Origin of the sequence: Acinetobacter sp. YH12097, from assembly GCF_013419225.1 — a bacterium.
Lineage (GTDB): Bacteria > Pseudomonadota > Gammaproteobacteria > Pseudomonadales > Moraxellaceae > Acinetobacter > Acinetobacter amyesii.
This window is the reverse complement of the sequence record NZ_VPAN01000001.1, coordinates 322,707-335,643: the sequence shown is the minus strand read 5'-3', so window position 1 is coordinate 335,643 and position 12,937 is coordinate 322,707. Positions and strand designations below refer to the sequence as shown.

The following is a 12,937-nucleotide window of genomic DNA, read 5'->3' as shown; positions in this document are numbered from 1 at the left end:
CTATTTTCCCTCGCAGTTTTAGACTGCTGTGATATCCCTATGAAAAAAGTTGTTTTGATTCCCTTAGTAGCAACGTCGGCAATGTTGGGTTGTCAGGATTCAACTCAAACGAAAGCAAAAGAGATAGAAGCGATTACTGCCGAAAAACAGCAAGCTGCATGGGTGGGTGATTTTAAAGGTACAACGCCGTGTATGGGCTGTCTTTCTCGTTGTGAAGATTGTCCCGGTATGGCTGTGGCACTTGAGCTACATGAAGACCAAACCTATACACTTACTCGAGAAAGTCTAAGTGGTCATAACGACGTTGAAGTCCTGAAAGGTGTAATTCGTTTTAAAGATGAATCAAAGCAGCAACTGGAACTCATGAATGTACAAACGCGTAATCTTTTGTATGTAGATTTGGATCAGCAATTACTTGAAATTCGGGAAGACCAGACGGCGAAACGCTATCAAATGCAGAGTGATTTTTTGCTTAAGCGGGCAGAGACTTAATTATAATTAAATCGTTCTTTCTTTACGTAGTTTGTCAGTCATGATAAAAAACCACTTTATAGTCTAATTTTTATAAATAATGATAAAAAAAGAATTATCAATTACGGAGTTATTTGGAATTTTATCCATAGCAGCACTCACAATTTCTGTTATTTCGAATGCATTTTTCTATTACTCTTTAGATGCTATTTGGATAATGTCTGTTTTATCTCCATCATTTTATATTTTTGAAATTATTAAGGTATTAGTCTTAGGTTGTTCAGTCATAGCCGTAGTTGGTGTTCTATTAGATTTCTATAAATTTTTATTTAAACAATATTGCAAAAGTAAGCCTAAAAAGAAAATTTTAGTTTCTAATCATATTACGGAAGCAGAGCTGAAAGAAAAAATCGAACAGTTTTTAAAAAAGCATAAGCTGCTACAAGCTATATTTGTCATTATTGTATGTGTTAGTGGGCTAATTACGCTCTATGTAAATAACTTTATTGGTCAAACTTCAATGCTATGGGGTGCTGTTCTAATTGGTATAACTCTCAATATTTTTACCGATGATGAAGTGCGCAGAGATAAACCACTTAAATTTTTGGTGTTAACCATTCTTGCCATATTTGCTACCTGTTTTTCTGCACAGTTAAAATTAAATGATATAAAGAAGTCGCCTGTAGCTACATTGAAAATCAAAGACGTAAATAAATGGTATGTTCTGGACAGTTTTCAAGGTAATGTAATCTTGTTTAATGATTCAGAAAATAAATCAAATATTAAAGTCGTTAAATTCGAAGATATTGATCGAATTAGTTCCACTGACTAAGAACTTCATTCACTCTTAGACAAAAAAACAGTATGCTTACACCTGTAAAAAGGAGCATACATGTATCAAGTACTTGCACGAAAATACCGTCCACGAAATTTCATTGAACTCGTGGGGCAAAACCATGTGTCACGCGCACTTACCAGTGCCTTAGAACGTGGTCGGTTACATCATGCGTATTTATTTACAGGTACTCGTGGCGTGGGTAAAACCACCATTGCCCGTATTTTGGCAAAATGTCTGAACTGTGAAACAGGTGTAACCTCAACGCCTTGTGAAGTCTGCCCAACGTGTAAAGCAGTAAATGAAGGTCGTTTTATTGATTTAATTGAAATCGATGCGGCATCACGGACCAAAGTTGAAGATACCCGAGAACTTCTCGACAACGTTCCTTATGCACCAACCCAAGGTCGCTTCAAGGTTTATCTAATCGATGAAGTACATATGCTCTCTACGCATTCATTTAACGCGTTATTAAAGACTCTAGAAGAACCGCCAGAGCATGTGAAATTCTTATTTGCAACTACAGATCCACAAAAATTACCGATTACTGTAATTTCACGTTGCTTGCAATTTACTTTGCGTCCTTTAGCGGTGGATGAAATCACATCGCATTTGACAGATATCTTACAAAAAGAACAAATTCAAGCGGAGCAAGATGCGATTTGGCAAATTGCTGAATCGGCTCAAGGTTCACTGCGTGATGCGCTGTCACTAACTGATCAAGCGATTGCCTATGGTCAGGGTTCAATTCAGCACCAAGATGTTAAAGACATGTTGGGCCTAATTGACCGTACGATCATTTATGATTTGATTTTAGCCATTCATCAAAATCAGCGTGAACGCGTGAGTGCTTTACTCATGCAATTCCGTCAACAAGCGCTGGATGTTTCGCTGGTATTAGATCAGTTGATTTCAACGTTACATGAACTGGCATTATTACAATACTTGCCAGACTTAGCGTTGAAATATAGCGCTGAGATCAATCAAAAAATTATGCAATTGTCGCAGTTGATTTCAGCTCAAGATTTGCAGTTGTATTATCAAGTCGCATGCAAAGGTCGGGCAGACTTGCAGTTGGCAGTCACGCAAGAGCAAGGTTTTGAGATGTGTGTGCTGCGTCTATTAGCATTCCGACCATTACAGCCAAACGAAATGTTGGTCTCTGCCGTACAGCAAGAGTCAGCCGCACAGCCACAGCTTGCTCAAAATCAGGCCGAAACAGTTCAGCCGACTCAAACACAGTCTTTGCAGCAACCCAATACCGTTGTTGAGTCTGCTGCACAGGTTGCCACTGTTGAGCAGCCTGAAGCTGTACCCGCTGTAGACACATCGCCAGCTTTCGATGATTTTGATGATTCACATTATGATGACGATGATGGCTATGTTTCTGCACCTGCAGTCGATGAACCTTCATCTGATGATTTTTTAGATGATCCTGAAGAGGATGTGATTAGCCAAACTTCTACAGCATCTACAGCAAATGGCACTCTAGATACGCAAGAGGTTGCACCGGTTGAGTCTGTATCGACACAGCAAAATGACACGCTTGTTATGGATGCCGTGGCAGAAGATACATTATTTGATTTAGATCCGACGCCGAGTACTGAAACTGAAGAAGTTGATGTGAGCGCTATAAATTTTGAAGATATTGCACCTTTAGAACCAACAGCTTTAGAGTCAAAAAGTGTAGAGCCTGAAACAGCTCAGCCACATTTGATAAATGCCATTGAACCACAACATGTGGTGAATGAATCAGTTTCGGGTGCTCAAGGCGACAATGGTTTTGATCTAGCATCACCACAAGTTACGCAAAGTTCCGTTTCTTCGGATGCTGTTCAAACGGGTTCATCCTCTACCTTGATGCCACAAGATATTTTGACTTTACAGCCTCAAAACCTAGAAGGTGAGTGGACGGTCGAAAAGTGGGAGTATTGGTTCCGTAATAGTCAACTTTCACCTGCGGTACAAGAGTTGGCGCAGCATGGAATTATGCGCGGTACGATTGACGGTGAATCGACTTTCCATATTCCAAAGCGGTACGAAGCTTTAGTGACTCAATTACAGCATGTATTGGAACAAGCGATTCATACGCAATGGTCAAAATGTCGTTTCCATATCAGCTTTGAAGATGTCGAAGAAACCACACCATATGCTTTACAACATGTCCGCAAGGAAAAGGCCTTTGCACGTGCAAATGAGTTATTACATGCAGAGCCTGTTGTGAAAGACTTACTCAAAAGCTTTGATGGTGAGTTGCAAAATATCCAGCTCAAATAAGTTTTAAGCTGGATATAAAAATTAAAGTAAAAACTGAGTTAAAGCATCTCGCATTTCATCGGGTATCGAGGTGCTTTTTCGTGTTTGGCGGTCGACAAACACATGTACGAAATGTCCTTGGGCTGCAGCCTCATTTTGTCCTTGTTTAAAAATAGCCAAGTCATAGCGCAGTGAAGAATTACCAATTTTTTCAATCGCAACCCCAACTTCAATGATTTCTGGATAGGACAGTTCTTGTAAAAAACTGCAGGTTGAATCGACCACTAAACCGATGATCGGGGTATTTTGCAAATCAAAACCGGCATGTTGAATCAAGAGTGCATTTGCAGCGGTATCAAAATAGCTGTAATAGGTGACATTATTAACGTGGCCATACATATCGTTGTCTGCCCAACGCGTTTGGATTGGAAATAAAAATCGATAGTTTTGGCGGCGTTTAGTTTCAGGTTTCATCGTTGGTATTTTCTTTATTTCAAAAATGAGTGAACTTTAGGCATATATTGATTGGTAAATCTGGCGAGCATCTTCAAACTGCAGTTCTCGCGGATTATTTTGTAATAGTCGTGTTTGTAATAATGCGTCTTCTGCTAAACGATCGAGCATATTTTCAGGCACATTGAGTTGACTGAGTTTAAGCACTAAACCGCTCTGATCTAAATGATTTTGCATATGATCTATAAATAAATCACATAAACCATCGGTACAGCCCGTACTGTATGGGTCTAGCCAACTCATAAGTTCTGCATAATGCTGCTTGGCCTGAGGTGCATTAAACTTTAACACTTCAGCGAGAACCAGTGCATTGGTATGACCATGCGAGAGATGAAAGTGTCCACCGAGTGGATAGGCGAGTGCATGCACCGCTGCAACTGGTGCATTAGCAAAGGCCTGACCTGCAAGCATTGAACCGACTAGCATGTGCTGACGCGCTTCGAGGTTATGTCCATCTTGTAAAACCAGTGCTAAGTTTTTATTTAATAAACGCAAAGCTTGTTTGGCGAGCATATCCGCATACGGATTTTTTTTAATTTTTGACGTATAGGCTTCAATGGCATGCACCATGGCATCGATACCGGTTGCTGCGGTAATATGTGCGGGAAGATTTAAAGTAAAGTTCGCATCGAGGATGCAGACATCGGCATACAGTACAGGGGAGACGATACCAGTTTTGGTGGTTTCACCTGTAGTGACGATAGAGATTGGTGTGACTTCAGAGCCGGTCCCTGCCGTTGTCGGGATCAAAATGAGCGGCAAGCGTGGTCGTTTTGCATTAGCAACACCATATAAATCACGGATCTGCTGTGTTTGCTTAGGATGAGCCAAAATCGCAATAATTTTAGCCACATCCATTGAACTTCCACCGCCAAAACCAATAATCAAATCTACTTTTTCATTTTTGGCAAATTGAACTGCATCTAAAACTATATGTTCTGCAGGGTCAGCTTGAATACTGGAATAAATCACATAATCTTGATGGATACTTTCTAAAATATCCAAAATGGGTAAATGTAATTGTTGTTGCAACATACCGGGGTCGGTCACAAGCATAACACGCTTGGCTTGAAAGTCGCCTAGGACCTCTCTCAGTTGGGAAATAGAGCCTAAGCCTGAAATAATATTGCTGACGGTTTGAAACTGAAATTGACTCATTGGCTTATCCCTAATTTTTTATATCCAAATAAACATTATTCTTGAGTGTTGATATAGGATTCATCCTATAAATAACTTAACATAAGACGCTTGAAATAAAAGTAGTCTTGAGGTTGTTATGTCATCCAGCACGCCATATAAGGTGTTGTGTGTTTGTTTAGGAAATATTTGCCGTTCACCTACGGCTGAAGTGGTTTTTAGACATTTTTGTGATGAAGCGCAACTCAATATTCACGTCGATTCTGCGGGTACGAGCAATTATCATCCGGGCAAAGCGCCAGATCTACGTAGCCAAAAGCATGCAAAATTACGTGGCTATAGCTTATCTGCATTACGTGCACGTCAATTAACAGTTCATGATTTTATTGAATTTGATTTGATCTTGGCCATGGACTACGAAAATTTAGACAATATTCAAAACCTCATGCAAAAAGCGCAGCAACAATTGGGTCAGCTACGTGCCCAAGTGTCTTTGATGAGTCAACATGATCACCAATATCCGCAACAAGAAGTACCAGATCCGTACTATGGTGGTGATGCAGGGTTTGAACATGTATTAGATCAATGCGAATCTAGCAGTCAGGCTTGGGTCAATTATTTAAAAACTCAGTTACAAGCACAGCAAAAAAATTAAGGTTTAAGAATGCAAATTCAAACACAGGTTCAGCTTAAGCCATTTAATACATTAAGTCTCGATGCTGTAGCATCTCATTATGTACGTGTTCAATCGGTAGAAGATATCCAAGCAGCGCTCGACTTTGCCAAAGCTGAGCAATTAAATGTATTGGTGCTTTCAGGGGGTAGTAATATGCTGTTGCCTGAGCAAATTCATGCTTTAGTGATGCACATGGATATTCAAGGGATTGAATATGTACAAGACGATGCCGCAACCCAAACTTTAAAAGTGGGTGCAGGGCAAGTGTGGCATGACTTTGTCCTTTGGACGACGGCACACCAGTTTTATGGCTTACAAAATTTAGCATTGATACCCGGTTTAGTCGGTGCTTCACCTGTACAAAATATAGGAGCTTATGGTGTTGAGGCGGGTGAATTTATTGAATCTGTGCAGGTCTATGACCAAGTAACAGAACAGCAAAGTAGTATTAGCGCTGCCGATTGTCATTTTTCATATCGTCATAGTATTTTTAAAGATGAGCCAGAGCGTTTTATTATTACGCATGTCACGTTTAAACTTTTAAAACATGCCGATTTAAAATTAAATTATGGTGATTTAAAGCAGGCAGTGGGTGAAGACTTAAGTGCAGAAAACCTACAACAACAAGTCATTCATATTCGTCAAACCAAACTCCCAGATCCAAAAGAATTTCCAAATGTCGGAAGTTTCTTTAAAAATCCTGTGATTAGCCAGCAAGCCTTTGACCAAATTGCGCTGCAATTTCCCAATTTACCCCATTACCCACAACCGAATAATGCGGTAAAACTGGCAGCGGGCTGGTTGATTGACCAAGCAGGTTGGAAAGGGAAATCTGTGGGTTCAGTGGGTATGTTCCATAAGCAAGCTTTGGTGTTGGTCAATTATCAGGACGCCACGCTGCAAGATGTACGTACAACTTACAAAGCTGTACAACATGATGTTTTTGAAAAATTTAATATTGAACTACATCCTGAGCCTGTATTATTTGATACAAATGGCTTGATTCGATCTCACGCAGATCAATAAAAACACATAGGTTTTAGATTTATGCATAAAACACATTGGATGGTTCGCTTAGTACAAATTGCCGCAGTGCTATTTGTACTTTTGGGCTGTCTAATGATTTTTATCTATACGCCGTTTTATTCTAAATTGATCGTTAAAAGTTTAAATTATTTCGTTCCTGTAGAAGTCAATCAGCTCGCAGCGCAAAGTCAAAAACTCGGCACCTTGAGTGATGATGATAACTATGAGCCGGGTTCTGACTTATGGATAGCGCGCCAAGCGTATTTAAAACTCATGGAGCAAGCCATACAGTCTGATGAGCCTCAAGATTTAACCCTTATACAAGCACGTTATAAGGCGTTACAGCAGCTCATTGAAGAAGAACATGAAAAAGAAAAGAATGATAGTCAAAAGGACATGCCGAAAGTTCCTTTGCTGAATCCTTCTGCGTCCGAGGCGGCATCTTCTGAGGCATTGGCGGAAAATCCTGCTCAAAAAATGAAAGAGCTGCTTGAGCTAAATAGTGCGGAAAATAAAGGCCTGATGACTCAATATACTGAGTTCTTAAAAACCCATGAAATTGAGCAAGCTGCTTCAGAAGCAGAACCGATCGATGATGAAACGTATCTTGATCTTGCCAAAATGAAAGATAAAACCCTGAAGCAGCCAACCGCAGAGCCGTATGCGATCGTGGTGTTAGGTGGTGGTTTAACCTTAGATAAAAATGATAAAGATATCGTAGTGAATGACTACACACGACTTCGACTGGAAAAAACACTCGATGTTGAACGAGCCAATAAGTTACCGATTGTACTGAGTGGTGTTGAAGCACCGTATATGCAAGCATGGTTGAAGCAATATGATGTCGATGCGAAATTGCTTGAAGACCGCAGTATGAATACTTGCGAAAATTCGCGTTTTAGTTCGTTGCTTTTACAGAAAAAAGGTGGGGCACCGACGGTTATTTTAATCACTGACCAATATCATATGCCTCGAACACGTCGTTTATTTGCATTAAATGGTATCGAAACCATTCCTGTTGTTGCACCTATGCCAACAACATTAACTACATGGCGACCAAGTGAAAAAAATTATGACCATAGTCGTCGTGCTAATTATGAATTATTAGCCACCTTACGTGATGTTTGGTTTGGCTCAAGTGACTGTCGGGAGGTCCCATAATGTCAGATATCCCATTTCTTAATCCTTCAATCCTTAAACAATTAGATCTTCCTATTCCAAGTCGAGAATTAACCCCACAAGTATTAGAACCTCTAAATTTAAATCGACCTTTTGAGCCTAGTGTTGAAATACAGTCTTATAGACGACTTTATGGTTTAGATGCCTTGAACTGTGAACATTGGCAAGGCTATGTAGAAATGCCTTTGTTCAAATTACATGTACAAGTATTTCAACCGAAACTGAAAACTGAAACGGATGTCATTAAAGGCACTGTATTTTTATTGCATGGTTATTTAGAGCATAGTGGAATATATCAGCCGATTATTCGTGAGCTCTTAGATCAAGGTTTTAGTGTTTTGACCTATGATTTACCGGGGCATGGTCTAAGTAATGGATCGCCAGCCAGTATTCAAAACTTTGATCATTACCAACAAGTTTTGGAAGCGGTATATCGTTATGTGAAACATGCAGCTCAATTACCGACACCGTGGTTAGGGATTGGGCAGAGTACGGGTGGGGCGATTTGGCTGCATCATCTGTTAGATTTTGCTGAACATCGCAAAAATCCTTATGTCGAACGAGTTTTATTATTATCTCCGCTGATTCGCCCTGCAAAAACGGCATGGTGGCATAACTCGGTTGGATTAGGCATTATTCGTCGTATTAAACGTGAAGTGCCACGTCATTTTAGACGGAATAATCATAACCCTGAGTTTTTGCGTTTTGTACGTTTAAAAGATCCTCTACAACCTCGAATGATGGGGATGGACTGGATTTTGGCCATGTCAAAATGGATGCAGGAAATGGAAGAACGACCTGCGTGTCGTATTCCAGTGTGGTTAGCTCAAGGCGCACAGGATCAAACGGTGGATTGGCGTTATAACATTGAGTTTATACGTCGTAAATTCCGTTTACAGACGCTTCTCATGCTTGAAGAAGGTTCACATCAGCTGATTAATGAACGTGCCGATATTCGTGCTGCATTAACAGGTTTGATCCCGGCATTCTTGCATGCTCAATCGAATAGTAAGTCTTATTACTAACTGATGTTACGCACTAACATCAGGAGCGTAATTTGATTCAAATAAAAGTACGATACGCGGGAAGGTCATCCGCAAGTGTTTGAGACTGGACTACTCCTAATCAAAAATGTTTTTGCAATACTTTGAATAATTTGACGCTAGTGAACGAGTTTTGTCGGTGAGGTGCATTGCACCGCAAGAAGGTTTCCTTGCGAAGCTTTGCTTCTCATTTTGCCGAATGAGAAACAACGTTTCGTAAGAGTACCTCCTGCCGAAGGCTAATCCCTATGTTTAAGCCCTAGATGTAAGACTCCGTCGAATAGGCTTAAAAATTATTTTAAAAATGCGTATTTACTTTTACGCGCGTAACATCAGTTACTAATTGACGATTGAGCACAGCTTACCTTAATCAGTGTGATGGATCTAGACAAAAAAAAGAGGCGTAGTCGCCTCTTTTTTTGGGTGGAGGAATCAGAACTTTTCTAGATGAGCCATATTCCACATACGGAAATAGAAGTTTTCCTCATCTTTATTTTCACAGCTGAGTAACTCCCCATCTTTTAACCAAAAATGTAGCTGTGCATAGTTTTTAATTTCACGGTTATTAATCCGCTGCGCTAGATGGTGCGCACGGATATCTGATGGATGTTGTAAACCTGCTGAGGCAATAAGTTCAGATAAGCCATGCAAGGTATTTTTGTGGAAATTAAAAACACGTTCTGCTTTGGTCGGAACATGGATGGCTTTTTGACGGTCTTTGTCTTGTGTCGCAACGCCAACTGGACATTGGTTGGTATGACAGCTTTGAGCTTGAATACACCCAACTGCAAACATAAAGCCACGAGCTGAGTTGACCCAATCTGCGCCAATTGCCATGGTACTGGCAATATCAAAAGCACTAATAATTTTACCACTGGCACCGACTTTAATTTTTGAACGTAAGCCTGCACCAATCAGGGTGTTATTAACAAAGAGTAGGCCTTCACGCAGTGGCGTACCCATATTATCAATCAGTTCTATAGGTGCAGCGCCAGTCCCACCTTCAGAACCATCCACCACGATAAAATCAGGTGTAATCCCCGTATGTAACATGGCTTTTACGATACTCATAAATTGCCATGGTTGCCCGATACACAGTTTAAAGCCTACAGGTTTACCTTCGGAAAGCTCGCGCAATTGCTGAATAAATTGCATCATTTCAATAGGGGTGCTAAAGGCAGTATGGCTAGATGGGGAGATACAGTCATGTTCACGGCTGACACCACGGATTTGAGCAATCTCTTCGGAAATTTTGTCTTTAGGTAAAATGCCACCATGGCCTGGTTTTGCACCTTGAGATAATTTGATCTCAATCATTTTGACTTGAGGGTGCTTGGCTTGTTCAGCAAAACGTACAGGGTCGAATTGACCATCAATCGTACGACAGCCAAAGTAACCACTACCGAGTTCCCAAACAATGTCGCCACCATTTTCCAAGTGATACGGACTAATACTGCCTTCACCGGTGTCATGGTAGAAATTGCCCATTTTTGCACCTAAGTTTAAGGCACGAATGGCATTGGCACTTAAACTACCAAAGCTCATCGCAGAAATGTTTAATATCGATGCACTATACGGTTGCTTACATTGTTCATTACCGATGTTAATACGGAATGTTTCAGGAATGGCAGGAATGCAAGGTGACAAGGAGTGATTGATAAAGCGGTAATCATTTTGGTATACATCAACAATTGAACCAAATGGTTTATCTGCATTTTGGTTTTTTGCACGTTGATAGACCAAACTACGCTGCATACGAGAAAAGGGCAGTGCATCTTGATCAGATTCAATAAAATATTGGCGAATTTCAGGTCGAAATTCTTCAAAAAGAAAACGAAAGTGCCCCATGATGGGGTAATTTTTTAAGATCGAATGTTTGTTTTGTATGACGTCATACAAACCCAATAAACTCAAAAGCCCAGTAATGACCCAGATACTATTCAATAAGGTCTGTGGAATAAAATATTGAATATAACGAGGGGAATAACCTAAATGAAAACTCGAAATGAGTAGGAAGATAAAAATACAAACAAACCAAATGGAATGCCGAGAAAAAAAAGTATTCAGTAGCTTGTGGCGAATAGTTTGCGCTGGACTGGCCATATTTTGAAAAATCTTATTCAACTCATTTGCTCATAATTTGCCGAGTTTATGCACAATGCTCAAGCTTTAATTTGTTGATTCAGTGTAGCATTTATAAAAAACAGCACTGAAGTTGGATGAATTTTTCATTTAAAGCCAAATGAGATAAGAAAAGCAGGAATGTTCTTTAAGAAAATTTGTGAAAAGTAGCGCGGTTCTTGTTATTTCACGGTGTGCAAAATGGAGGTTAAAGTGATTTTACTTTCTAAACACGAGGTGCTGAATATGACTATGAAATCTATTCGTTATAATAATGCCGACCTAGCCTGCCTATGTCAGTAATTGATTATAGCCATGAGAAGTTAGCGCTACGGCATAAGGTATTCAGCAGATACTTATGCTGTAGTTCCTTTGACCTAAACGACTAAAATTACAAAAATATTCTAAGAAATTATCCAGTCCCAGCGTTGGGACTTTTTTATGTGTTGATATCTTAAGGTTTAAATCATAGCCTAAATTATGTGCTAAGTATTGATTATGAAATAAAAGTGGCTACCTCAAATTTAACATTTCAGGTAGCAGGAAACCTTAGAATAGTTTAGTCATTACGTTGTTGTACAACGACAGCGACTTCTTCTGGTTCGATTTTCTGAATCTTTTTACCAAAACTACGCAGCCACCAAGTTAACTGAGAGGTAAATGGTACTGTTGCACTGACTTCAACCCAGCCATCTTCGGTTTTTTGAATCACTTGATCTTTACTTAGCTGACTTTCTTCAAAATAAACTGCTTCTGATTCCGACATGGTTAATTTGAGCTGAATCATTTCAGTCGGCTTATTGAAGTCCACACGGAAGCCAAGCGCTCCAGAGTCAATATAGGCATCAATATCAAAATCGACAGGGTGTAATGCACGTGAATTTAAGACTGTAGCTGATTTAAAACGATGTAAAGCAAAGGTTTGGATGTCTGTTTTGTCATGACGTGTGCACACCAAATAAATAATTGCACCTTTTTGGACCAACGCCAGTGGATTTAAAATATAGGTCTTTTCTTCGCTTTGTTGTCCACGACCTTGATATAGACATTCCAGTTGTTTGTCTTGTAGTAAGCCTTCATAAATCGATTGCTGTGCGACTTTTTCAACCACAGGAGGAATCAATGGCTGAGTAGCTGGCACGATCCGCACGCGGTTAATCCACTGACGGACATTATTTTGCGACGACAGACTTCGACGTGCGAGGTCAAACCAAGGATTCATTTCTTCAATTAGGCTCGGCGGAAGCAAATGCTTTAGATGCTCCTCAACCATCATAAAGGTGACCGCTTGTGAGCTGGTCATATGAGGCAGGCTTTGAATCGGTGCATCAGAACGCCAACGCCAGCCTTGCGGCGTTGTTTTACTGCTCTCAATTGGGAAACGTAGAGAAATTTGATTTAAGTCACGCTGAATGGTGCGTAGGCTGATATCAATGCCTTCACGGTTCAGTATTTCTTGTAATTCACGCGTACCCATCCACTTACCTGTGGACAGTCGTGAAAGAATTTGCCACTGACGATAGAGGCTGTTCGACGTTTCTTTTTCTTGTGAAGACATAATCTAGTGCTTGAACTTGGACTTAAATGAATAAAATGATGCTGTGGGACACAATAAGAAATCTTCCTGCGTTAAGCAAGTCTTCATCTAAAAAAACTAAGATGATTTTAATAACGCAATTT

The 12,937-nt window shown here is 40.1% G+C and carries 11 protein-coding genes; 7 read left to right on the top strand and 4 right to left on the bottom strand.

The features are described from left to right. Window positions 1-39: 39 nt before the first annotated feature. From FTU37_RS01495 to dnaX, 3 genes are all read left to right on the top strand, one after another. A complete protein-coding gene (locus FTU37_RS01495; RefSeq protein ID WP_180123652.1) occupies window positions 40-492 on the top strand; it encodes a copper resistance protein NlpE N-terminal domain-containing protein in 453 nt (150 codons plus the stop codon). A gap of 79 nt (window positions 493-571) precedes the next feature. Further along, the gene (locus FTU37_RS01490; RefSeq protein WP_180123651.1) at window positions 572-1,303 is read left to right on the top strand and encodes a hypothetical protein; all 732 of its coding nucleotides are present in this window, start codon (window positions 572-574) and stop codon (window positions 1,301-1,303) included. Between the two features lie 60 nt (window positions 1,304-1,363). Beyond that, window positions 1,364-3,583, top strand: coding sequence for a DNA polymerase III subunit gamma/tau (gene dnaX, locus FTU37_RS01485; protein WP_180084811.1), 2,220 nt, complete (start codon window positions 1,364-1,366; stop codon window positions 3,581-3,583). 21 nt (window positions 3,584-3,604) lie between these two features. Here the strand turns inward: dnaX and FTU37_RS01480 are convergent, their stop codons facing one another. Both FTU37_RS01480 and FTU37_RS01475 read right to left on the bottom strand, forming a co-directional pair. Then, complete coding sequence (locus FTU37_RS01480; protein ID WP_180123650.1) at window positions 3,605-4,036, bottom strand: thioesterase family protein; 432 nt, start codon at window positions 4,034-4,036, stop codon at window positions 3,605-3,607. Between the two features lie 36 nt (window positions 4,037-4,072). Then, window positions 4,073-5,233, bottom strand: a complete 1,161-nt coding sequence (locus tag FTU37_RS01475) for an iron-containing alcohol dehydrogenase (protein ID WP_180122306.1) — start codon at window positions 5,231-5,233, stop codon at window positions 4,073-4,075. Between the two features lie 118 nt (window positions 5,234-5,351). On the opposite strand from FTU37_RS01475, the gene FTU37_RS01470 reads away from it, so the two are divergent. The 4 genes from FTU37_RS01470 to FTU37_RS01455 are packed head-to-tail and all read left to right on the top strand — an operon-like array spanning window position 5,352 to window position 9,118. After that, complete coding sequence (locus FTU37_RS01470; protein WP_180123649.1) at window positions 5,352-5,867, top strand: low molecular weight protein-tyrosine-phosphatase; 516 nt, start codon at window positions 5,352-5,354, stop codon at window positions 5,865-5,867. A 9-nt stretch (window positions 5,868-5,876) separates the two neighbouring features. Next, a complete protein-coding gene (murB, locus tag FTU37_RS01465) occupies window positions 5,877-6,914 on the top strand; it encodes a UDP-N-acetylmuramate dehydrogenase (RefSeq protein WP_180063536.1) in 1,038 nt (345 codons plus the stop codon). Between the two features lie 21 nt (window positions 6,915-6,935). Then, the gene (locus tag FTU37_RS01460) at window positions 6,936-8,075 is read left to right on the top strand and encodes a YdcF family protein (protein WP_180123648.1); all 1,140 of its coding nucleotides are present in this window, start codon (window positions 6,936-6,938) and stop codon (window positions 8,073-8,075) included. After that, window positions 8,075-9,118 (top strand): alpha/beta hydrolase, encoded by a 1,044-nt coding sequence (locus FTU37_RS01455; RefSeq protein WP_180007903.1) that lies wholly within the window; start codon window positions 8,075-8,077, stop codon window positions 9,116-9,118. Before FTU37_RS01460 ends, FTU37_RS01455 begins: the two co-directional genes overlap by 1 nt. A 450-nt stretch (window positions 9,119-9,568) precedes the next feature. Here the strand turns inward: FTU37_RS01455 and FTU37_RS01450 are convergent, their stop codons facing one another. Together FTU37_RS01450 and FTU37_RS01445 are read right to left on the bottom strand one after the other, a co-directional pair. Next, complete coding sequence (locus FTU37_RS01450; RefSeq protein ID WP_180123665.1) at window positions 9,569-11,239, bottom strand: FMN-binding glutamate synthase family protein; 1,671 nt, start codon at window positions 11,237-11,239, stop codon at window positions 9,569-9,571. 577 nt (window positions 11,240-11,816) lie between these two features. Further along, window positions 11,817-12,815: a YafY family protein gene (locus FTU37_RS01445; protein WP_180123647.1), complete on the bottom strand. Its 999-nt coding sequence runs from the start codon at window positions 12,813-12,815 to the stop codon at window positions 11,817-11,819. Between the last annotated feature and the right edge of the window lie 122 nt (window positions 12,816-12,937).